Here is a 21931-nt window from a genome sequence, read left to right on the forward strand (position 1 = left end):
TCACCTCACGCCGGGCAGTCGTCGGGTTGGGCGTAGTCGAGCGTCCCATCCGGCTTGAAGACTTCCGGGTTCCGCTCATAACCGGCTCCGAGCACCAGCGGCTTGCTGGGAAGCACCGACTGGTCGACGTCCGAGACGAGCTGGGTCTTCAATTCCTGCAATGTCCGGCCGCCCGCATCCACCAGCCGGATATCCACGGAATAGGGTTTGTCCTTGCGCACGCAGCGGACATTGGGGCTCTGCAGGGTGATCTTGTTCCATGCGGGGAAGATCTTTTCGTTGATGACGATCGGATCGCCGCCGGCGGGGTCGTCGAATTTGGCGATTGCCACGGTTCCGTCCGGGATCGGCCCGGTCTTGTTGAGCGTCACGAGATAGGTGGCGCTGGCGACCCGGTAATTGAACACGAAGATATGCCCGCTCACCTCCACCAGCTTTTCGGTTTCCCGCTGGCATGCGGAAAGGGCAAGGGCTGCAAGGCTGAGAACCATAAACCGGCGCATCATGACGCGGCCTCCTTCTTCCTGCGATGATAATGGCGGCTGGCTTTGACCCGGTTGCCGCACACCGCCATGTCGCACCAGGTGCGGCTGCGGTTGCGGCTTCGGTCGAGGAACAGCCAGCCGCAACTGCCGCAGATCTTCATCCGCGAAATCTCTTCGTCGGCAAGCAGCCTGAGCGCCGAATGGGCGGTCGCCGCCTCCAGCGAATTCCTCTCCGCACGGCGAAGGATCGCTGCCGTCGCTTCGAGGAAATCGGCAAGCAATGTCTGCGCGTCGTCGCCGAGAACCCGGGCGCGAAAATAGCGGTCGATCGCTTCGCGTAGCGTGAGGAACGGCGTCTTGTTCTCGGCCTGGACTGGTGCGAGATCCCCGAACAGCGCCCGTTCGGCCGAGAATTTCTCGGCCGCTTTCGGAAAGGCGTGCATCTGCTGCGGTTCCGCAAACCGGTCGATGCTGCGTGTCGGATCGAAGCGCAGGATGACGCTGTTGGCGACATCCAGCGCCAGCGCGCCGCCGGCAAAACGATGCGGGGTCCAGGAAAAGCTCATGCGATATTATAACTGGTAAAATACAGTTGACCAGTTATATTCGTTATCGCAATCGGAGTGCCCATGGCCTATCTCTTGCAGCAACTGGCGAACGCGGTTCCGCTGGCGGCGCTCTATGCGACGCTCGCCTTCGGATATGCGATCGCCTTTGCCGTGACGAAACGGGCCGACATCACCTATGGCGCGATCTTCGCCTTTTCCGGCCATCTCTACCTGCTCTTCGCCCATTTCAGCTGGAACCGGTTGTGGCTGATCCTGCCGGCGGCTCTGGCTTTGGGTGCGGCGGCGGGCATCGCCGGCGGTATCGGGGCAGGGGTGACCATCGGACAGTTCGTCATGCGCCCGCTTGCAAAAATTTCGCCGAATGCAGTGATCGTCGCCTCGCTCGGCGCGCTGATGGTGCTGATGGAAGGTGCCCGCATCGCTGCCGATACCCGCGAACTCTGGCTGCCGCCCTTCCTCAACGACGCGGTCGTCTTCTGGCACGCAGACGGCTTTCCGGTGACCCTGACGCTGATCCAGCTCGCCAACGTCGCCATCATGCTGGCGGCCATCGGCGCGGGCTATCTGATCTTGACGCGCACCCATTGGGGCCGCATGTGGCGGGCAGTCTCAGACGATCCGCTGGCGGCGGAACTCTCCGGCACCAATTCCGCGCGGGTCTTCGTCGTGGCCTACGCGGCGGCAGCGCTCTATGCCTCGATCTGTGGCGTGCTCGCGACCTCCCACTACGGCACGATGGATTTTGGCGCCGGCCTGCTGTTTGGCCTGAAAGTGGTACTGATCGCTGCGGCCGGCGGCCATTCAAACCCGCTGCGTGCCGCCGCCGGCGCCGCCGTCATCGGCTTTGCCGAAACGCTCTGGAGCGGCTACGGCCCGATCGTCTGGCGCGACCTGGTGATCGTCGCCATGCTGGTCCTGGTTTTGGTGATGAGCCGGCGGGAGCGGGTGGTGCCTTAGATCACCGCCACTTGTCGCGCGCAGTGTCGTCCGCGTCCTTGGCGGCGATCCAGTCGCCTTGACTGCCGTCGGCGGCGTGTTCCTTCTTCCAGAACGGGGCCGAGGTCTTCAAAAAATCCATGACGAAATTGGCGCCGTCGAAGGCGGCCTGCCGGTGTGGTGCGGCGGCGATGACCAGCACGATGTTTTCGCCGGGCATGATCTTGCCGAAACGGTGGATGGCGGTGAGACCGAGCAGCGAAAAGCGATCGATCGCCAGTTCGCCGATGCGAAACATCTCCGCTTCCGCCATGCCTGGATAGTGTTCGAGTTCGAGTGCCGACAATGCACCCTGTTCGTCGCGGCAGAGGCCGGTGAAGGTGACGACGGCGCCCACGTTCTTGCGGCCGGCGGTCAATGCCGAGATTTCGGCCTGCAGGTCGAAGTCGGTCGACTGGACGCGGATGGTGGGAGCGGTCATCGGCAACCCCTTCCTCTCCGCGCTGGGGAGAAGTGGGATGTTCCGCAACTGGCGCCGGCCCCAGTCATTGTCACCCGCCCGTCATCGGTGGAAAGATGCCGATCTCCCGCGCGCCGGCGATCGGTTCGTCGTGTTCGGCATGTTCCTGGTTGATGGCCACCCGGATGACGTCCGGGAACTGCAGCGCGTTTTCATATTCCTCGCCGAGCGTCGTCAGATGGGTGAGCAAATCACGAACGGTGACGACGCTTGCCGGCAGGTCGAGGTCTTCTTCTTGCCTGCCGATCCGTTCACGCACCCAGGCGAAATAGACGAGTTTGACGGTCATTCTTCGTCCACCAGATGTTTGACGCCGGCCTTGAAATAATCATAGCCGGTATAGAAGGTCAGGAACGCGGCGATCCACAGAAGCGCGATGCCCATCTGGGTCGTGTAGGGCACGATCTTGTCGCCGGCAGGCCCGGCGAGCAGGAAGGCGATCGCCACCATCTGGATCGTCGTTTTCCACTTGGCGATGCGCGTCACCGGCACCGAGACCTTCAGAGCGGCAAGATATTCGCGCAGGCCCGAGACGAGGATTTCGCGGCAGAGAATGGTGATCGCCGCCCAGAGCGACCATCCGGCGATCGTCTGGTCGGCGGCGAGCAGCAGCAGCACCGCGGCGACCAGCAGCTTGTCGGCGATCGGGTCGAGCATCCGGCCGATATTCGACGTCTGGTTCCAGATGCGGGCGAGGTACCCGTCGAGATAATCGGTGATCGAGGCGACGGCAAACAGAACCAGCGCCGTCCAGCGCGCCACATCGGAGCTTTCAAGCTGTCCTTCGATGAAGAAGCAGCCGACGATGATCGGCACGGCCACGATGCGCGCATAGGTTAGAAGATTGGGGATATTGTATGCGCGCGACGCCATGGGGAGCCTTCCGGATGTTTGCTCCTAGTTGATGTGTTGAGGCCAAGGCGTCAACAGGGTTTCGCGGCTTTTTTGCAGCCGATGGCGTCATGCCGATTTAGCCAGCCCGGTTCTCGTGGAAATGGTTGTAGATCTGTTTGGCGACAGCCTCGGAAATGCCCTCGACCGCCATGAGGTCGGTCAGGCCCGCCCGCGACACCGCCTTCGCCGTGCCGAAGTGCTGCAGAAGCTTGCGCTTGCGGCCGGGTCCGATCCCTGAAATCTCGTCGAGCGGGTTCTTGACCATCTCCTTCTTGCGCCTTGCCCGGTGCGAGCCGATCGCAAAACGATGGGCCTCGTCGCGCATGCGCTGGATGAAGTAGAGGACCGGATCGCGCGGCGGCAGCGAGAAATCGGATCGGCCGTCGGCGAAGAACCGCTCGCGGCCGGCGTCCCGGTCGACGCCCTTGGCGACGCCGATCGCGGTCACCACGTCGCGGATGCCGAGTTCGTCGAGAATGGCACGTACCGCGCTCATCTGCCCCTGGCCGCCGTCGATGAGGATCACGTCCGGCCAGGCGGGGAAGGCGGCATCGGCCGCATCCTCGGCGCTGGCGCTGGCGCCGGCAACGGCGGTGCGGTCCGGAATGCCCTCTTCCTTGAGGAGGCGCGAGAAGCGGCGGGTCATCACCTCGCGCATCATGCCGAAGTCGTCGCCGGGGGTGATATCGGTCGATTTGATGTTGAACTTGCGGTACTGGCTCTTCACGAATCCTTCCGGCCCCGCCACCACCATGCCGCCGACCGCATTGGTGCCCATGATATGCGAGTTGTCGTAGATCTCGATGCGGCGCGGCACGGAGGACAGGCTGAAGGTCTCCGCGAGCCCCTGCAGCAGGCGGGCCTGCGACGAGGTTTCGGCAAGCCGGCGGCCATGCGCCTCGCGGGCATTGGCCAGCACGTGGTCGGTCAGGTCCTTCTTCTCGCCGCGCTGGGGCACGGAGATCGTCACCTTGTGGCCGGCCTTTTCAGAAAAAGCCTGGGCGAGCAGATCCTGTTCGTCGACGGTTTCCGAGAGCAGGATCTGCTTCGGCACCGGCTTGTCGTCATAGAACTGGGCGAGGAAGGCGTTGAGCACTTCCGGGCCGGAAAGCTGCGGGTCGGCCTTGGGGAAATAGGCGCGGTTGCCCCAGTTCTGGCCGGTCCTGAAGAAGAACACCTGGATGCAGGACATGCCGCCCTCGTTGTAGATGGCGAAGACATCCGCCTCCTCGACGCCGGCGGGGTTGATGCCCTGGTGACTCTGGACATGGCTGAGTGCCGCCAGCCGGTCGCGATAGATCGCGGCGCGCTCGAAATCGAGGTCCTCGGAGGCTTCCGCCATCTGGCGGGCGATTGCCGACTTGACGTTCTGGCTCTTGCCAGAAAGGAAATCCTTGGCTTCGCCGACCAGCGCCGCATAACCTTCGTCGCTGATCTCGCGGGTGCAGGGTCCCGAGCAGCGCTTGATCTGGAACAGCAGACAGGGGCGGGTGCGGGTCTCGAAGACGCTGTCGGTGCAGGTGCGCAGCAGGAAGGCGCGCTGCAGCGAGTTGATGGTGCGGCCGACAGCGGCAGCCGAAGCAAAGGGGCCGAAATAATCGCCTTTGCGCGCCCGCGCGCCGCGATGCTTGAAGATCGCCGGAGCCCGGTGGTCGCCGGTGATCATGATGTAAGGAAAGGATTTGTCGTCGCGCAGAAGAACGTTGAAGCGCGGCCGCAGGCGCTTGATGAGATTGGCCTCGAGCAGCAGCGCCTCGGTCTCCGTCCGCGTCGTGACGAATTCCATATGGGTGGTTTCGCGCACCATCTTGGCGATGCGGTTGGAATGGACACGGCCCTGCGCATAATTGCCGACGCGCTTCTTGAGGCTGCGCGCCTTGCCGACGTAAAGTACGTCCTGCGCATCGTTGAACATCCGGTAGACGCCCGGCGCGTTCGGCAGGTGTTTGACGAATTCGGCGATCAGGTCGGCGCCCTTCAGCCCGCTGTCGTTCTTCCAGCCTTCGTTCCAGTCGATCGACGCAGCGGGGCCCTGGGCCGGCTCGGTGACCAGCACATCGTCGTCGTCTTCTTCCGTCTCGTCGTAGAGAACGCCGCCGTCGGGCAGCTTCGTTCCGTTCATTCCTAGTCTCCGCCGGATGTCGGCATCCGGCCATCACCGATTCGAACCATGCGTCCATGACATGTGCCGACGACGGCAGCTTGTCAAAATATTGCGCTGAAGCGGCCCGATTCCCTGCGCAAAGGCCGCTGCCGGAGAAATAGTGTCTCGGGGCAGATATTGAAAGCGCTGGCAAAAATTCCGCCCATGCTCTTGACGAAGGCCGAAATGGCCGTTCCCGCGGTGGAATATTTAAGGCAGAAATCCGGCGGCGGGCGCCGGCCGTCCGCCTGCGGAGAGGCGAAATACGTCCGTGTTTCTGCTCAAGTTTTGATTTCTACAAGCGGCCGATCCGGTTTTGCTGCGAATACAAGTCGAACTTGGCGAGTGGCGCCCGCGCCGGTTCGCGCTGACAAGTGTATTGACTGAGTTGTGCTTTGGATTTAAGAAGTAATTTATAAATGTAAAAATATTTATATTTAAAGTAAGCGTTGCTTAAGGTTAATCAAACGTGTGTTGCGATACAGCAACATCAAATTTTGGCCTTCTGTGTGCCACAATCAATTCACATTTCGGCTCTTTCTATTCCTCAATTGCCCTCCACATTCCGTTTCAGCGGGCAGGGAACAAATGTGTCGCCAACCATGTTGTCGCGGCGAATTCCCGGCGCAGCAGTAAAAGGAGAAAATGTATGCGTACTCTCATCGCAACTCTGATGGCCTCGGCAGTCAGCTTCATCGCCATCTCCGCGGCCAATGCCGCTGATGCCGTCGAACAAATTCCGCAGGCCCCGGTTGCAACCGAAGAGCCGGCCCCGGCTGCCAGCTGGCAGGGTTTCTATCTCGGTGGTTATGGTCAGTATGACTGGGGTCGCTTCGGTAGCGGCGACCGCGACGGCCAGTTCGGCGGCGGTGCTTATACGGGCTACAACTTCCAGAGCGGCTCGATCGTTTACGGTGTCGAAGCAGACGTCGGTTACAACGGCACGAAGAGCACCACGGACGATGGCTTTGAAGGCAAGGCTGGCTGGAACGGCTCGGTTCGTGGCCGCGTCGGCTACGACCTCAACCCCTTCCTGATCTACGGTACGGCCGGTGTCGCTCTGCAGGACAACGAACTGCGTGACGCGACCTCGTCCGACAGCAAGACCGGCGTGGGTTACACGGTCGGTGCCGGTGCTGAAGCCTTCATCACCAACAACGTCACCGCTCGTGTCGAATACCGCTACACGGATTACGGTTCGGACAGCTACTCGCTCGATTCCGGTTCGGTCTCGAAGGGCTTCGACGACCACAGCGTCAAGGTCGGTATCGGCGTGAAGTTCTAAGTTCAATAGCCTTAACAGGCTGGGGAAAGCCCGGGCTTCGGTCCGGGCTTTTTTTGTTTTTAGGCTGCCGATTTCATCGCGGTATAGGAAGCGAAGCGCTTGGTGAAGACGTCCGGCCAGGAGGCAAGTTCCGGCCGGCCCGCGGCCCATTGCCCGTTGAAGCGCAGATCGAGGTAACCGATCAACGCAGCCAGCGCGAAATGGCCGCCATGCAGTTTCTTGCCGGTTTTCGGCAGGTTATTCTCGAGGTGATCGAGCCCGCGCACGACCTTGGCCCACTGTTTGTCGATCCATGGCTGGTGGACCTTGTCCTCGTCGCGCGAGCGGCGCTCGTAGACGATTGCCAGAAGGCAATCCGTGATGCCGTCGCAGAGCGCTTCCAGCACTTCCGCCTCGGTGCGCTTTGCATCCTTCTTCGGATAGAGCTTGCCGCCCGACTGACGATCGAGCCAGTGCATGATCGCGACGCTGTCGTAGATCGGCGGCTCGCCATCACGGAGCAGGACAGGGATCTTGCCGAGCGGGTTGTTGCTCACCAGTTCTGGCGGAGCCGCGTTGGTGTCGGTCTTCACCTCGGTGATCCCGATGCCGAGATGGCGCGCCGCCATGCGCACCTTGGCGGAATAGGGCGAGGCCGGGGAATAAAGCAGCTTCATGATCTTTCCTTCTCGACGAACTTCAGCGCGCCGTCATTTCGCGGGCGGCAGGATGATCTGGCTGACCTTGCAGCTGTCGCGGTCGACCTCAGCGCAATCACGGAATTGCAGATCCTTGGTGAAACAGATGCGCACCTCTTCCAGCTGACGGCCCTCGCAGCTCGTCGAGATGCCGCGGTGGCTCATGCCCGGATTGGCGGCAACGAATTTCTCTTCGATCTGGTCGGCCGACAGCGTCATGGCCGAGTCGCCGCGGGACAGATCGGCGGGCAGTTTGATCCGCGAAAAGGCCTCACGGACCTTTTCGAAATAATCAGCCTGGCTGAGCCCGGTGCAGCTTCCGTGCTTGCGCCACTGATGTCCGATCAGGCCCATCGACGGCATGATGTCGAAGAGCGGTTTGCCGAGCGACTGCGGCACACGGCCCGGCTCCTTCGTCTCGCAGAAATCCGGATAGCCCTTTTCGTATTGCGGCCACAGCCCGTGGACGATGAAACGGAAATCCTTGTCCGTGCTGCATTGCTGGTCGTTTTTGCCGCCGCTCTGCGAAGCGCAGAAGGTTGGCGACCAGGAAAGCGACAGGACGTAGAAATCGAACTGTCCCGCGTGATCCTGCCGATTGTCCGATCGGCGCTCCTGGGCGGAGGCGGTGGATGCGAAAAGCGCGAGAAAAAGGAAAGCGATAAAACGGTTGGTCATCGGCCGGCCCCCTGCAATGCGCGGCACCATGGGCGGGAAGCCACGCCTGGTCAAGACTCCGAATCGAGGTCGTTGTCGACGGTCTCGCCGGTCAGCCAGAAGGCTCGCTGCGAGGCGAACCGATCCTGCGCCAGGATGGTTTTCAACGTCGGCAGAAGCGTGTGCAACTCCTCCTTCAGCGTGAAGGGCGGGTTGACGATGATGAGGCCGGAGCCGGACAACCCGGTCGTCTCGCGGTCGCTTTGAACGGTCAACTCGGCGCACAGCATTTTCGGGATGTCCAGCGCCTTCAGCTCATCGTGAAAGGCCCTGAGCGGCGCGCCCTTCTTGATCGGATACCAGAGGCAGAAGGTGCCGCCTTGAAAGCGGCGCCAGCCGGTCGACAGGCCTTTCACCAGGCGCCTGTATTCGCCTTCTTCCTCGAAAGGCGGATCGACGAGCACAATTCCGCGCTTTTCCTTCGGCGGCAGATGCGCGCCGAGCGCCAGCCAGCCGTCGAGTTCGGTGGCGCGTACCTGAAAATCGCCCTCGAACAGATTGTGCAGGCGATTGAAGTCTTCCGGATGCAGTTCCATTGCCGACAACCGGTCCTGAGGGCGGAACAGCATACGGGCAAGTTTCGGCGAGCCGGGATAAAGTTTGAGCGCGCCGGTCGGGTTCAATTCCCTGACCGCCGTCAGATAGGGATCCAGCAGGTCCGCGACCTTTGACGGCAGTTCCGCGTCCATCAGCCGGCCGATGCCGTCGCGCCATTCGCCGGTCTTCTGCGCCTCGTCCGAGGAAAGGTCGTAAAGCCCGATGCCGGCATGGGTATCCAGCAGGCGAAAAGCCTTGTCCTTGTTCTGCGCATAGCGGATCAACCGCGCCAAAACCGCGTGTTTGAGGACATCGGCAAAATTGCCCGCGTGATAGATGTGCCGGTAGTTCATCGTTGCTGGTGTCTCGCTTGAATTAAATTGATGCGCTGCAAATCACGCTTTTTGCGGACGTCAGCTTGCAATATAGAAAAGCCATGAACGTTGCGACCCCGATTACCGCGAAAACCCCAATCGCCCCAGAAAAGTCCGGCCACAATTCCGTCGGACACACCGTTTGTCCGCACGACTGTCCGTCGGCCTGCGCACTGGACATAGATATCACCGCCGACGGCCGCATCGGCCGCGTGCGCGGGGCTGCCGACAACAGCTATACCGCCGGCGTCATCTGCGCCAAGGTCGCCCGCTATTCCGAGCGGCTCTACCATCCCGGCCGGCTGATGCACCCGAAGCGCCGCTTGGGCGCCAAGGGCGAGGGGAACTGGCAGGAGCTGTCCTGGGAGGCCGCACTCGACGAGATCGCTAACGCCTTCGTCAAGGCGGAGGCGAGATACGGATCGGAAGCGATCTGGCCCTATTTTTATGCCGGCACGATGGGCCAGGTGCAGCGCGATTCGATCGAGCGGCTGCGGCACGCGAAAAAATACTCAGGCTTCTTCGGCACGATCTGCACCAACATGGCCTGGACCGGTTACGTGATGGGAACCGGCGCATTGCGCGGTCCGGATCCGCGCGAGATGGCAAAGTCCGATTGCGTGGTGATCTGGGGCACCAACGCCGTCTCCACGCAGGTCAACGTCATGACCCACGCGGTGAAGGCGCGCAAGGAGCGCGGCGCCAAGATCGTCGTCATCGACATCTACGACAACCCGACGATGAAACAGGCCGATATGGCGCTGACCGTGCGCCCCGGCACCGATGCGGCGCTTGCCTGCGCCGTCATGCACGTCGCCTTCCGCGACGGATATGCCGACCGCGCCTACATGGCGCAATATGCCGACGACCCGGTCGGCCTCGAAGCGCATCTGAAGGCGAAGACGCCGGAATGGGCCTCCGCCATCACCGGCCTGTCGGTCGAAGAGATCGAGACCTTCGCCCGCCTCGTCGGCACCACCCAAAAGACCTTCTTCCGGCTGGGCTACGGTTTTGCCCGCCAGCGCAACGGCACCGTCGCCATGCATGCGGCGCTGTCGATCGCGACCGTGCTCGGCTGCTGGCAATACGAGGGCGGCGGCGCTTTTCACAACAACGGCGAGATTTTCCGGCTCAACAAGTCCGAGCTGATGGGCACGGCCTATGCCGATCCCGATATCCGCCAGCTCGACCAGTCGCAGATCGGCCGGGTGCTGACCGGCGATGCCGAGGCGCTGCGGCACGGCGGGCCGGTGACGGCCATGCTGATCCAGAACACCAATCCGATGAACGTCGCCCCAGAACAGCGCCTCGTCCGCCAGGGCTTCCTGCGCGACGACCTGTTCGTCGCGGTGCACGAGCAGTTCATGACCGATACGGCCGAAGTCGCCGATATCGTCCTGCCGGCAACGATGTTCGTCGAGCATGACGACCTCTACCGCGCCGGCGGGCAGCAGCATATCCTGCTCGGCCCGAAGCTGGTCGAGCCGCCGTCGACGGTGCGCACCAACCTCTTCGTCATCGAGGAACTGGCCAAGCGCCTCGGCGTCGATCATTTTCCTGGTTTCGGCCTCGACGAACGCCAGCATATCGACCGCATTCTGAAGGCCAGCCACTGGGGCGCCTACGAGGATCTGGCGCGGACCAAATGGATCGATGCGCAGCCGGATTTCGAAACCGCCCATTACATCAAGGGGTTTGGTTATCCGGACGGAAAATTCCGCTTCAGGCCGGACTGGGCGAACGGCCCGTCGCCGGACAAGCCGCCGAAAAATGTCGGGCCGCTGGGACCGATCGGCGAACTGCCGGTCTTCCCCGACCAGGTCGATGTCATCGAAGTGGCGGACGAGGCGCATCCCTTCCGGCTGGCGACTTCCCCGGCCCGCAGCTTCCTCAACTCCTCCTTCACCGAGACGAAAAGCTCGTACGAGCGGGAAGGGCGGCCGGAAGTGATGATCGAGCCGACCGATGCGGAGCGCCTCGGCATCGTCGACGGCGATATCGTCCGGCTCGGCAACACCCGCGGCGAAATCCGTCTGCATGCAAGGCTCGTGGCCGGCGCAAGGCCGGGCGTGCTGATCGCCGAGGGGCTTTGGCCGAACCGCAAGCATCTCGACGGCGAGGGTATCAACGTGCTGACCGGCGCCGACGCCGTGGCGCCCTATGGCGGCGCGGCCTTCCACGACAACAAGGTATGGCTTCGCAAGGACCCAGCATGACCGGGCGGATTGATCGGGTGAAGCTCGTCAGCGAGAAGACGTTGTCGGATGGCTGGACGCGGCTTTCGAGCTACGAACTCGACTACGCCGATCGCAGCGGCGAAACCCACCGCCTGCATCGCGAAATCTACCATAAGTCCGAGGCCGCCTGCATCCTTCTCTACGATGCGAAGCGCGACATGGTCGTGCTGGTGAGGCAGTTCCGATTGCCCGCCTATCTGACCGGCAAGCCGGCATGGATGGTCGAAGTGCCGGCCGGGCTGCTCGACGAGGACCACCCGGAAGAGGCGATCCGGCGCGAAGCGATGGAGGAAACCGGCTACCGCCTGCGGGATGTGCGGTTTGTCTTCAAGGCATTCATGTCGCCCGGCGCAATCACCGAGCTCGTGCATTTCTTCCATGCGCCGATCGATCTTTCCGATCGCGTGAACGGTGGCGGCGGGCTTGCCGAGGAGCACGAGGATATCGAGGTTCTCGAACTGCCACTCGACGAGGCGTTTGCGATGATCGGCAATGGCGAAATCATCGATGCGAAGACGATCATGATGCTGCAATGGGCGGTGATTAACCGGTCATCGTTCGCCGCCTGATCTCCGGGCGGTGCCGCGGTAGAGGCTTGAAACGCCGATAAACCCGGTCGCCTGTTGTTTCAGTCGCCGCGTGATTGTGATTTGACCTTGAGCCGCCCGGATTTCACATGAATGTCACGAATGGCGGCTAAGCGCTGCCTCTTGATAATCATCCTTATATGGTCAGGAGAAAGCCATGTGGCTCGGCAATTTCACCCTCGTTCTGCCGAACGAGGTAGTGAATTCAGGTTCTGTGCGGATTGAAGATGGCGTGATCGCCGAAATCCGCGCCGAACCGGTCGCGGGCGCCGTGATCGACGGTGGCGGGCGGCTGCTGATGCCGGGCTTCGTCGATCTGCATGGCGACATGATCGAGCGCGAGATCGCGCCGCGGCCGAACGCCCAGATGCCGATCGATTTCGGCATCCATGAACTGGATAAGAAGCTTGCCGCCGCCGGCGTCACCACGGCCTATGCGGCGGTTTCCTTCGCGACCGAAAGCGTCTACGGCCATGTCCGCTCGCTGGAGACGACCTCGGCCATCATCGAAGGCATCAACCGCCTGCGCGACAACCTGCTGATCGACCACCGCGTTCACGCCCGTTATGAGATCACCAATGTCGGAGCCGCGCCGGCGCTCGAACGGCTGCTGAAAGCCGACGAGATCGACATGGTATCGCTCACCGACCATACGCCGGGCCAGGGTCAGTACAACAACATCGCCGCCTATATCGCCAGCATTTCCGAGCGCCGGGCGATTTCCGAGGAAATGGCCGCCGAGATCGTTCAGAAGCGCATTGCCATGCGCGAAGATCCGCAGATCGAGGTGAAGCTGAAGGAAATCGTTTCGCTCTCCTTGCAACACGGCCTGTCGCTTGCCTCCCATGACGACGACAGCGTCGAGAAGGTGGCCGAGATGTTCGATCTCGGCGTGACGATCAGCGAATTCCCGGTAAGCTTGCCGGCCGCCGAGGAGGCGCGCCGACGCGGGCTCTGGACGCTGATGGGCGCCCCGAACGCGCTGCGCGGCCAGTCGATGTCCGGCAATCTCAGCGCGCTCGACGCCGCCAAGGCCGGTCTGTTGACGGTGATTGCCGCCGATTACCATCCGGCCGCCTTCGTGCCGGGCATCTTCAAGCTGGCGGAGGCATCGGCAGGCGGCCTGCCGGCAGCCGTCGCCATGGCGACCGGCAATGCTGCCCGTTCCGCCGGTCTGACGGATCGCGGCGAGATCGCGGTCGGCCAGCGCGCCGATCTGGTCGTGGTGGAAAAGGGCGACGTGCACCGCATCCGCGCCACCTTCCGCGCCGGCCGCTTCGTCTATAGCGACGGCACGCTGCACCCGCTCCGGGCATTGGCGGCGTAAGGCTCGGATTCTATTCCTCCCAGGACTTCTGGTTCTTCGGCAACCTGCCTGTCGGGTCGATGACGTGGACGCGATGCGGCAGGTCGGCTCCCCAGTCCCACAGCACGAGATTGCTGACCGAGGTTGCGGCCCGGTGGGCGAAGGAGGGGACGAGGATGCCGGCATAAGTGCTGGAAAGATCGTCATAGATCACCCACGACTCCGGTCGCCTGCTTTCCGAGAGTGCGGACGCCCAGGCGGAGGCCATGACATCAAGCGATATGCCAAGCGCATTTTGCGAAACCTCGTCCGTAAGGTCGGCGATATCGTCGCAATCGATATCGTAGGAGCAGATCGTCAACGGATGGATCTTGTGTCCAAACCCTTGGCTTGCTTCGGTGATCGCACCTTCGATCGAAGTAGAGAGATAGAGTGCCGGTATGCCTTTGGGATTGAAGCGGGCACCGCGAATGGCCGCGCCTTCGCCGGAGATCGGGCTGATCGCCCAGCGAGGATCATGGGCGCGATAGCAGACGCCCTGGAACCTCAAGCAAAGCCGCCGATCGCCAGGTGATCGAGGTAGTCGCGCAAGGCTGCCGCCTTGCCGCTCTTGACGATGCTCTCTGCTGTCCGGCCACCGAAGGCCGGAATGGGCTCGGCGCGATACCAGGCGAGGGCTTGCCGTTCGCTTCCTGCCCATTCGCTGACGCGGTGGATGATCTCCGCCATTTCACCGATCCGTGTGGTCGCTGCAGGAGACTGCGCTCGCTCCTTGCGCTGGAGCGTGTTGGCGGAAAGCCCGGCCGTCTCAGCCAGTTCGCGTTTCGAAATCCCAAGGCGGATAGAGACGGCTTCGGCTTCCATCGACGGCATCCCTAAATCGAGAATTCGCTGAGTTTTGCCAACCATATCCGGTCTCCTGTACGAAGATTACGTACAGAATGTAGGACGTTTGGCGCTCCATGTCGAGTCCCGGCTCTATCTGCCCGCCGAGAAGATCCGCTGATCCGCGATATCGGTCGTTGTGCCGGGGGAGGTGATCGTCCGGCCACCCTCCATCCGCACCCTGCCTTCCGCGAGCAGTTTCAGCGCCAGCGGATAGAGCTTGTGCTCGACGGTCAGCACGCGGCCGGCCAAGGTCTCGGCGGTGTCGTTGGCAAGCAACGGGACGGCGCCCTGGGCGACGATCGGGCCTTCATCCATGCCTTCGGTGACGAAATGTACGGTGCAGCCGGCGATCTTCACGCCGGCCTGGATGGCGCGTTCATGGGTATGGAGGCCCGGGAAGAGCGGCAGAAGGGCAGGATGGATGTTGAGGATGCGGCCCTCGTAGCGGCTGATGAATTCGGCGGAGAATAGCCGCATGTAGCCGGCGAGGCAGAGGATGTCTGGCCGGACCTCGTCGAGGGCCGCGAGGATCGCCGCCTCGTGTTCGGCCTTGCCGGCAAAACCCTTGCGTTCGAAGACGAAGGTTTTGATGCCGCGCGCCTGCGCCTTCTCGATGCCGCCCGCCGAGGGTTTGTCGGAGAAGACTGCGACGATTTCGGCCGGGAAATCCGGTGCGGTGCAGGCATCGGCGAGCGCCAGCATGTTGGAGCCGCCACCGGATATGAACACGGCGACGCGCTTTCTGCGCGCCGTTTCTGCCGCCAGTGCGCTCATAGTCCGAGCGTGCCCTGGTAGATCACGCCGGGGCCGCCTTCGGCGCGCTCGACCATGCGGCCGAGCGGCACGACGATCTCGCCCTCACCGGTCAGGATATCGGCGACCGCCTGGGCGTTCTCGGGCGCGACCACGACGATCATGCCGACACCGCAGTTGAAGGTGCGCAGCATTTCCTTCGGTTCGACGCCGCCGGTTTTGGCGAGCCACGAGAAGACGGGCGGGACAGGGATGGAGTCGAGATCGATTTCGGCCGCCAGGTTTTTCGGCAGCACGCGCGGAATGTTTTCCGGAAAACCGCCGCCCGTAATGTGGGCGAGCGCCTTCAGGGCGCCGGTCTCGCGGATCGCCTTCAGCAGCGGCTTCACGTAGATGCGGGTCGGCGTCAAAAGCGCCTCACCCAGAGTCATGCCCTCACGGAAGGGGGCGGGTGCGTCCCAGGCGAGGCCCGAAAGCGTCACGATCTTGCGGACCAGCGAAAAGCCGTTCGAATGAACGCCGGAGGAGGTGAGGCCGAGGATGACGTCGCCGGAAGCGATATCGCCGACCGGCAGCAATTGGCCGCGCTCGGCGGCACCGACTGCAAAACCGGCGAGGTCGTAGTCGCCGTCGGAATACATGCCGGGCATTTCGGCGGTCTCGCCGCCGATCAGCGCGCAGCCCGCCTCGCGGCAGCCGGCGGCGATGCCGGAGACGATTGCCGCACCCTGGTCCGGGTCGAGCTTGCCGGTGGCGAAATAGTCGAGGAAGAGCAGCGGCTCGGCGCCCTGGACGACGAGATCGTTGACGCACATGGCGACAAGGTCGATCCCGACGGTGTCGTGGAAATTGGCGTCGATGGCGATCTTCAGCTTGGTGCCGACGCCGTCATTGGCGGCAACCAGGATCGGATCGGTGAAGCCCGCGGCCTTGAGGTCGAAGAGGCCGCCGAAGCCGCCGATCTCGCCGTCTGCGCCGGGCCGGCGGGTCGAGCGCACGGCCGGCTTGATCTTCTCGACCATGAGGTTGCCCGCGTCGATATCGACGCCGGCATCGCTATAGGTGAGACCGTTCTTGCCCGCCTCGCTCATCGTTCATCTCCAATGATCGTTGTAGCGGCCCGCAATTGCACGACATGGCGCCGGATGCAAGCGTTGGACGCGGTTTTGAAGGCTTTTCACAGGTCTTGCTGCACCGCTTCCAAACCCTTGACCTGCGTTACCGGCTTCCCTATCCCTTTTTTCGCCCGGGCAATTCAGAGGAAGCGGCGATGGCATATCATATCAGCGGCGCGAGCCTGAAGCGCTACATCTTCTTCTGGGTCGGCGTTCTCGTCGTCTTCGTGGTGTTTCTGTGGTTCTTCCGTTCGATCCTGCTGCCTTTCGTAGCTGGCATGGCGCTCGCCTACTTCCTCGATCCGGTGGCCGACTGGCTGGAACGGCGGGGCCTGAGCCGGCTGATGGCGACGGTGGTGATCCTCGTCTGTTTCGTGCTGGTCTTCGCCCTGTCGCTGATGCTGGTGATCCCGATCATCATCAACCAGTTCACCGAGTTCGCCGCCGCCCTGCCGGGCTATATTTCCCAACTGCAGCAGATCATATCGAGCCCGGAAAGCTCGTTCCTGCCGCATTGGATCAGCGCCCAGATCGAGACGGTCAAGCAGAATTTCTCCGAAGTGCTGAGCCAGGGCGCCGGCTTCGTCGGTTCGCTGCTCACCCAGATCTGGAATTCCGGCAAGGCGATCATCGATGTCGTGTCGCTTTTGATCGTCACGCCCGTCGTCGCCTTCTATATCCTGCTCGACTGGGACCGCATGGTTGCCAAGGTCGATAGCTGGGTGCCGCGCGACCAGGTGGCGACGGTGCGCGAGATCGCCCGGGAAATGGATGAATCGGTCGCCGGTTTCATTCGCGGCCAGGGCTCGCTCTGCCTCATCCTCGGCATCTTCTATGCGGTCGGTTTGTCCGTTGTCGGCCTGAATTTCGGGCTTCTGATCGGCTTCGTCGCCGGCATGATCAGTTTCGTTCCTTATATAGGCTCGCTGATCGGCTTGGTGCTCTCTGTCGGCGTGGCGCTGGTGCAGTTCTGGCCGGATTATCCGTGGATCATGGCCGTTGCCGGCGTCTTCTTCGTCGGCCAGTTCATCGAGGGCAACATCCTGCAGCCGAAGCTGGTCGGAGAAAGCGTCGGCCTGCATCCGGTCTGGCTGATGTTCGCGCTGTTTGCCTTCGGCGCCATATTCGGCTTCGTCGGCCTGCTGATCGCGGTGCCCGCTGCGGCCGTTGTCGGCGTCCTTGTCCGTTTCGTGCTGTCGCGGTATCTTGACAGCGACATCTATTACGGCCGAGCGGCCGCTCTTCCCTGGGAAGAGGCCGAACCACCGCATGTGCTGGAACATGCCGAAAACGGCGCAGAGATAACCGCCCCGAATGATCCTCACGCGCCGGATAATTCTCAAGCGCCGGATGATCCTCAAGCGAATGACTCTCAGAAGAGCATTTGAAAGACCAATGACCGAGACCAGCGAGCGCGAGCGGCGCAGACAAGAGCAGCTGCCGCTGCAATTCACTCATGATGCGGCGAGAACCCGGGACGACCTCCTGGTGTCCGAACGCCTGGCTGCGGCCGTGGCGATCGTCGACGAATGGCCGGCCTGGCCGTCGCCGGTCGTCGTGCTGGCCGGCCCGGTAGGTTCGGGAAAATCCCACCTGGCGCATATCTGGCGGGAAAAGGCGGGAGCCGCCGAGATCCATCCCGTCGCCGGCTCGAATGCCGCGGCGATTGCCGCAGCGGGTCCAGTCCTGTTCGAGGATGCCGAACGCCGCGGTTTCGACGAAACCGAACTCTTCCACGTCATCAACAGCGTGCGCGAGAACGGCCATAGCCTGCTGATGACCTCACGCCTGTGGCCGGTCTCCTGGGGCGTTACCCTGCCGGACCTCAAATCCCGGCTGAAGGCGGCGACCGTCGTGGAAATCGGCGAGCCGGACGAGGACCTTTTGGCCCAGGTGATCGTCAAGCTGTTCGCCGACCGCCAGCTTTATATCGACGATAAACTGGTGGGCTACATCGTCAACCGCATGGAACGGTCGCTCGGTGCGGCGCAGACGATCGTCGAGCGGCTGGACCGCCTGGCGCTGGCGCGTGGTACCAGGATAACCCGTCCGCTGGCGGCGGAAGTGTTGAACGATTTTGGGAATTCCGGGACCGCTGCCGGCGCTGACGATTGACTGTGACAGTTCCCTCGTCAAACTGTATTCGGCCCCAAGGGGTAGCATGGGATGGATGAGATGGATTCGATCACGACTGAAACGCGCGAGCCTGGTCTGGAAGCGGCCAATACCGATTTCGACCTGATGAGCAGTCCGGACCGGTTCATCAATCGTGAATTCTCCTGGCTGCAGTTCAACCGCCGCGTTCTCGAGGAAACGCTGAATACCGCCCATCCGCTTCTGGAGCGGGTCCGCTTCCTGTCGATCTCGGCGGCCAATCTCGATGAATTCTTCATGGTGCGCGTTGCCGGCCTCGAAGGCCAGGTACGCCAGGGCATCGTCATCCGCAGCCCGGACGGCAAGACGCCGGCCGAACAGCTCGACAATATCCTGCAGGAGATCGACAACCTGCAGATGGAGCAGCAGGCCTCGCTTGCCGTGCTGCAACAGTATCTCGCCAAGGAAGACATCCTGATCGTCAGGCCCGCGGCGCTGTCCGCCGAGGACCGCGTCTGGCTGGCGAACTCCTTCGACGACGAGCTTTTTCCGGTCCTGACGCCGCTGTCGATCGACCCGGCCCATCCGTTCCCGTTCATCCCTAACCTCGGCTTCTCGATGGGCCTGCAGCTGCACAGCAAGCACGGCAAGGAGCCGATGACCGGACTGTTGCGCCTGCCGACCACGCTCGACCGCTTCATCCGCCTGCCGGACCTCAATTCCGCGATCCGCTACATCACCCTGGAAGATGTGGTCGGCATGTTCACCGACCGGCTCTTCCCCGGTTACGAGGTGAAGGGGGCCGGCACGTTCCGCATCATTCGAGACAGCGATATCGAAGTCGAGGAAGAGGCCGAAGATCTGGTGCGCTTCTTCGAGACGGCGCTGAAGCGCCGCCGCCGCGGCAAGGTCATCCGCATCGAGACCGATTCGGAAATGCCGGCGTCGCTCCGTCAGTTCGTGGTGCAGGAACTCGGCGTGCCGGAAAACCGCGTCGCGGTCCTGCCGGGCCTCCTGGCGCTCAACACCATGTCCGAAATCACCAAGGCGCCGCGCGACGACCTGCGCTTCGAGACCCACAATGCCCGATTTCCCGAGCGGGTTCGCGAACACGCTGGCGACTGCCTTGCAGCCATCCGCGAAAAGGACATGGTGGTCCATCATCCTTACGAATCCTTTGACGTGGTTGTGCAGTTCCTTCTGCAGGCTGCGCGCGACCCGGACGTGCTCGCCATCAAGCAGACGCTCTACCGCACCTCGAACGACAGTCCGATCGTCCGGGCGCTGATCGATGCGGCCGAAATGGGCAAGTCGGTGACGGCACTGGTCGAGCTCAAGGCCCGGTTCGACGAAGAGGCGAACATCCGCTGGGCCCGCGACCTGGAGCGCGCCGGCGTGCAGGTGGTCTTCGGTTTCATCGAATTGAAAACCCACGCAAAGATGTCGATGGTCGTGCGCCGCGAGGACGGCAAGCTCAGGACCTACTGCCATCTCGGCACCGGCAATTACCACCCGATCACCGCCAAGATCTATACGGACCTGTCCTTCTTCACCTGCAATCCGAAGATCGCCCACGACATGGCGAACATCTTCAACTTCATCACCGGTTACGGCGAGCCGGCGGAAAGCATGAAGCTGGCGGTTTCGCCCTATACGCTCCGTCCGCGCATCCTGCGCCATATCGAGGAAGAGATCTGCCACGCCCAGGAAGGCAAGCCGGCGGCAATCTGGATGAAGATGAATTCGCTGGTCGACCCGGAGATCATCGACGCGCTCTATCGCGCCAGCCGCGCCGGCGTCGAGATCGATCTCGTCGTGCGCGGCATTTGCTGTCTGCGCCCGCGGGTAGCCGGCCTCTCCGACAATATCCGCGTCAAGTCGATCGTCGGCCGTTTCCTGGAACACAGCCGGATCTTCTGCTTCGGCAATGGTTTCGGCCTGCCGTCCGACAAGGCGCTCGTCTATATCGGCTCGGCCGACATGATGCCGCGCAACCTCGACCGCCGGGTCGAGACGCTGGTGCCGCTCCTCAATCCGACCGTGCACGAACAGGTGCTTTCACAGATCATGCTCGGCAACCTGATTGACAACCAGCAGAGCTACGAGATATTGGCCGACGGCACGTCGCGGCGCATGGAAGTGCGCAAGGGCGAGGAACCTTTTAACGCGCAGCACTATTTCATGACCAATCCGAGCCTCTCGGGGCGCGGTGAAGCCCTGAAGTCCAGCGCTCCGAAACTTATCGCCGGCCTTGTGTCGGGACGCAAGAAATAGGCACTATGGTACGATCAGAAGCCCAGGGGCGCCTCCCGGGAGTCGCTCCTGTCTCCGTTATCGACATCGGCTCTAACTCCGTCCGCGTCGTCATCTACGAAGGCTTATCCCGCGCCCCGACTGTTCTCTTCAACGAGAAGGTGCTGTGCGGCCTTGGCAAGGGGCTCGGTTCGAACGGGCGCATGGATGACGAGGGTGTCGAGCGCGCCCTGTCGTCGCTGAAGCGTTTTCGCGCGCTTTCCACCCAGGCTCGCGCCACCGAAGTCTATGTGCTGGCGACCGCTGCCGCTCGCGAGGCGTCGAACGGCCCGGATTTCATCCGCCAGGCAGAGGAGATTCTCGGCCAGCAGATCCAGCTTCTGTCCGGCGAGGAAGAGGCCCGTTATTCGGCACTCGGCGTCATCAGCGGCTTTCACGATCCGGACGGCATTGCCGGCGACCTTGGCGGCGGCTCGCTTGAACTGATCGATATCAAGGGCAAGGAATTCGGCAAGGGCATCACCCTGCCGCTCGGGGGCCTGCGACTGTCGGAATCCTCCGGAAATTCGCTCTCCAAGGCGCGCGCCTTCGCCCGCAAGCAGGTCAATACGGCGCGGTTTTTGGAGAACGGCGCGGGCCGCACCTTTTATGCGGTCGGCGGCACCTGGCGCAACATCGCCAAGCTGCACATGGAGATGAGCAAATATCCGCTGCACATGATGCAGGGCTACGAGCTTACGCTTGAGGAGATGCAGAAATTCCTCGACGAGGTGATCGCCGCCAAGGATAGCAAGGACCCGGCCTGGCAGGCGGTTTCGAAAAACCGCCGTTCGCTGCTGCCCTTCGGCGCAATCGCCATGCAGGAAGTGCTGGCCATCATGAAGCCGGCCAGGGTGAGCTTTTCCGCCCAGGGCGTTCGCGAAGGTTATCTGTTTTCGCGACTGCCGGACGAGGAGCGGGAAAGCGATCCGCTGCTGGTCGCCGCCGACCAACTGGCCATCCTGCGCGCCCGATCGCCCGAACACGCCCGCGAGCTCGCCGAATGGACCGGCCGCATGGTGCCGGCCTTCGGGATCGTCGAGACGGAAGAGGAAAGCCGTTATCGCCAGGCCGCCTGCCTGCTCGCCGATATCAGCTGGCGCGCCCATCCAGATTATCGCGGCCTGCAGGCGCTAAACCTGATCGCCCACTCCTCCTTCGTCGGCATCACCCATGCCGGCCGGGCCTATCTGGCGCTCGCAAACTACTACCGTTTCGAAGGCTTGCATGACGACGGTGCCACCGGCCCGCTGGCGACGATCGCGACGCCACGGCTGCTCGATCTTGCAAAGCTGCTCGGCGGTCTGCTCCGGGTCGTCTACCTCTTCTCGGCCTCGATGCCGGGTCTCGTCCACCACCTGACCTTCCGCCCGTCCTCGGAACCGGATCTCGACCTTGAATTCGTGGTGCCGTCCGCCTACCGCGATTTCGCCGGCGAGCGGCTGGACGGCCGCCTGCAGCAGCTGGCGAGGCTGACGGGCAAACGGCTGGCGTTCCGGTTCGAGTAGGCCGGGCAGGGGCG

The 21931-nt window shown here is 62.6% G+C and carries 22 protein-coding genes; 9 read left to right on the forward strand and 13 right to left on the reverse strand.

All coding sequences use genetic code 11. From position 1 onward, the window contains the following. Positions 1 to 5 precede the first annotated feature (5 nt). Together MOV63_RS04675 and MOV63_RS04680 are read right to left on the reverse strand one after the other, a co-directional pair. Entirely contained in the window at positions 6 to 506 is a 501-nt protein-coding gene (locus MOV63_RS04675) for a hypothetical protein (RefSeq protein ID WP_038541736.1), read from the reverse strand. Continuing rightward, positions 503 to 1051: a CGNR zinc finger domain-containing protein gene (locus MOV63_RS04680; protein WP_247032026.1), complete on the reverse strand. Its 549-nt coding sequence runs from the start codon at positions 1049 to 1051 to the stop codon at positions 503 to 505. Before MOV63_RS04680 ends, MOV63_RS04675 begins: the two co-directional genes overlap by 4 nt. A gap of 63 nt (positions 1052 to 1114) precedes the next feature. Here MOV63_RS04680 and MOV63_RS04685 point away from each other — a divergent pair, with 63 nt between their 5' ends. Beyond that, complete coding sequence (locus MOV63_RS04685) at positions 1115 to 2011, forward strand: branched-chain amino acid ABC transporter permease (RefSeq protein ID WP_247032028.1); 897 nt, start codon at positions 1115 to 1117, stop codon at positions 2009 to 2011. A gap of 1 nt (position 2012) precedes the next feature. Here MOV63_RS04685 and MOV63_RS04690 read toward each other — a convergent pair whose 3' ends face one another. The 4 genes from MOV63_RS04690 to uvrC form a co-directional block, all read right to left on the reverse strand. Next, on the reverse strand, positions 2013 to 2471 hold the full coding sequence (locus MOV63_RS04690) for a molybdenum cofactor biosynthesis protein MoaE (protein WP_247032030.1): 459 nt from the start codon (positions 2469 to 2471) through the stop codon (positions 2013 to 2015). A gap of 70 nt (positions 2472 to 2541) precedes the next feature. Then, the gene (gene moaD, locus MOV63_RS04695) at positions 2542 to 2799 is read right to left on the reverse strand and encodes a molybdopterin converting factor subunit 1 (RefSeq protein ID WP_247032032.1); all 258 of its coding nucleotides are present in this window, start codon (positions 2797 to 2799) and stop codon (positions 2542 to 2544) included. Continuing rightward, complete coding sequence (gene pgsA / locus MOV63_RS04700) at positions 2796 to 3383, reverse strand: CDP-diacylglycerol--glycerol-3-phosphate 3-phosphatidyltransferase (protein ID WP_038541747.1); 588 nt, start codon at positions 3381 to 3383, stop codon at positions 2796 to 2798. Before pgsA ends, moaD begins: the two co-directional genes overlap by 4 nt. 97 nt (positions 3384 to 3480) lie before the next feature. Continuing rightward, positions 3481 to 5526 carry an excinuclease ABC subunit UvrC gene (gene uvrC, locus MOV63_RS04705; RefSeq protein WP_247032034.1) on the reverse strand — a complete coding sequence of 682 codons (2046 nt, stop codon included), beginning with the start codon at positions 5524 to 5526 and terminating at the stop codon, positions 3481 to 3483. Between the two features lie 670 nt (positions 5527 to 6196). Here uvrC and MOV63_RS04710 point away from each other — a divergent pair. Next, entirely contained in the window at positions 6197 to 6832 is a 636-nt protein-coding gene (locus MOV63_RS04710) for an outer membrane protein (protein ID WP_038541761.1), read from the forward strand. Between the two features lie 59 nt (positions 6833 to 6891). On the opposite strand, the gene MOV63_RS04715 is transcribed toward MOV63_RS04710, so the two are convergent. Genes MOV63_RS04715 through MOV63_RS04725 form a run of 3 tightly spaced genes read right to left on the reverse strand, consistent with a single transcriptional unit; the run spans position 6892 to position 9116 of the window. Further along, positions 6892 to 7488 (reverse strand): glutathione S-transferase, encoded by a 597-nt coding sequence (locus MOV63_RS04715; RefSeq protein WP_247032036.1) that lies wholly within the window; start codon positions 7486 to 7488, stop codon positions 6892 to 6894. Between the two features lie 33 nt (positions 7489 to 7521). Beyond that, entirely contained in the window at positions 7522 to 8187 is a 666-nt protein-coding gene (locus MOV63_RS04720) for a ribonuclease T2 family protein (RefSeq protein ID WP_247032038.1), read from the reverse strand. Positions 8188 to 8237: 50 nt separating this feature from the next. Next, positions 8238 to 9116, reverse strand: a complete 879-nt coding sequence (locus MOV63_RS04725) for a 23S rRNA (adenine(2030)-N(6))-methyltransferase RlmJ (protein WP_247032040.1) — start codon at positions 9114 to 9116, stop codon at positions 8238 to 8240. An 83-nt stretch (positions 9117 to 9199) separates the two neighbouring features. On the opposite strand from MOV63_RS04725, the gene MOV63_RS04730 reads away from it, so the two are divergent. The 3 genes from MOV63_RS04730 to MOV63_RS04740 all read left to right on the forward strand — a co-directional run bounded on the left by MOV63_RS04730 (position 9200) and on the right by MOV63_RS04740 (position 13288). After that, positions 9200 to 11353: a molybdopterin-dependent oxidoreductase gene (locus MOV63_RS04730; protein ID WP_247032042.1), complete on the forward strand. Its 2154-nt coding sequence runs from the start codon at positions 9200 to 9202 to the stop codon at positions 11351 to 11353. After that, a complete protein-coding gene (locus MOV63_RS04735; RefSeq protein WP_247032044.1) occupies positions 11350 to 11943 on the forward strand; it encodes an NUDIX domain-containing protein in 594 nt (197 codons plus the stop codon). Before MOV63_RS04730 ends, MOV63_RS04735 begins: the two co-directional genes overlap by 4 nt. Before the next feature lie 175 nt (positions 11944 to 12118). Further along, positions 12119 to 13288 carry an alpha-D-ribose 1-methylphosphonate 5-triphosphate diphosphatase gene (locus tag MOV63_RS04740; protein WP_247032046.1) on the forward strand — a complete coding sequence of 390 codons (1170 nt, stop codon included), beginning with the start codon at positions 12119 to 12121 and terminating at the stop codon, positions 13286 to 13288. Positions 13289 to 13298: 10 nt separating this feature from the next. Here the strand turns inward: MOV63_RS04740 and MOV63_RS04745 are convergent, their stop codons facing one another. The 4 genes from MOV63_RS04745 to purM form a co-directional block, all read right to left on the reverse strand. Next, positions 13299 to 13817 (reverse strand): RES family NAD+ phosphorylase, encoded by a 519-nt coding sequence (locus MOV63_RS04745; protein WP_105435458.1) that lies wholly within the window; start codon positions 13815 to 13817, stop codon positions 13299 to 13301. After that, positions 13814 to 14140, reverse strand: a complete 327-nt coding sequence (locus MOV63_RS04750; RefSeq protein ID WP_172717179.1) for an antitoxin Xre/MbcA/ParS toxin-binding domain-containing protein — start codon at positions 14138 to 14140, stop codon at positions 13814 to 13816. The genes MOV63_RS04745 and MOV63_RS04750 overlap by 4 nt, the downstream gene beginning before the upstream one ends. Before the next feature lie 105 nt (positions 14141 to 14245). Continuing rightward, entirely contained in the window at positions 14246 to 14929 is a 684-nt protein-coding gene (gene purN, locus MOV63_RS04755) for a phosphoribosylglycinamide formyltransferase (protein ID WP_247032048.1), read from the reverse strand. Continuing rightward, entirely contained in the window at positions 14926 to 15999 is a 1074-nt protein-coding gene (gene purM / locus MOV63_RS04760; RefSeq protein ID WP_247032050.1) for a phosphoribosylformylglycinamidine cyclo-ligase, read from the reverse strand. Before purM ends, purN begins: the two co-directional genes overlap by 4 nt. 179 nt (positions 16000 to 16178) lie before the next feature. On the opposite strand from purM, the gene MOV63_RS04765 reads away from it, so the two are divergent. From MOV63_RS04765 to ppx, 4 genes are read left to right on the forward strand one after another with little or no spacing between them, the layout of a single operon-like run. Next, the gene (locus MOV63_RS04765) at positions 16179 to 17411 is read left to right on the forward strand and encodes an AI-2E family transporter (protein WP_247032052.1); all 1233 of its coding nucleotides are present in this window, start codon (positions 16179 to 16181) and stop codon (positions 17409 to 17411) included. Positions 17412 to 17418: 7 nt separating this feature from the next. Continuing rightward, positions 17419 to 18138, forward strand: a complete 720-nt coding sequence (gene hdaA / locus MOV63_RS04770; RefSeq protein WP_247032054.1) for a DnaA regulatory inactivator HdaA — start codon at positions 17419 to 17421, stop codon at positions 18136 to 18138. A 60-nt stretch (positions 18139 to 18198) separates the two neighbouring features. Beyond that, positions 18199 to 20391, forward strand: a complete 2193-nt coding sequence (locus tag MOV63_RS04775; protein WP_258719108.1) for an RNA degradosome polyphosphate kinase — start codon at positions 18199 to 18201, stop codon at positions 20389 to 20391. Positions 20392 to 20396: 5 nt separating this feature from the next. Next, positions 20397 to 21917 (forward strand): exopolyphosphatase, encoded by a 1521-nt coding sequence (gene ppx, locus MOV63_RS04780; RefSeq protein ID WP_247032056.1) that lies wholly within the window; start codon positions 20397 to 20399, stop codon positions 21915 to 21917. Positions 21918 to 21931 lie beyond the last annotated feature (14 nt).

It is taken from the genome of Neorhizobium sp. SHOUNA12A (assembly GCF_023006505.1).
Lineage (GTDB): Bacteria > Pseudomonadota > Alphaproteobacteria > Rhizobiales > Rhizobiaceae > Neorhizobium.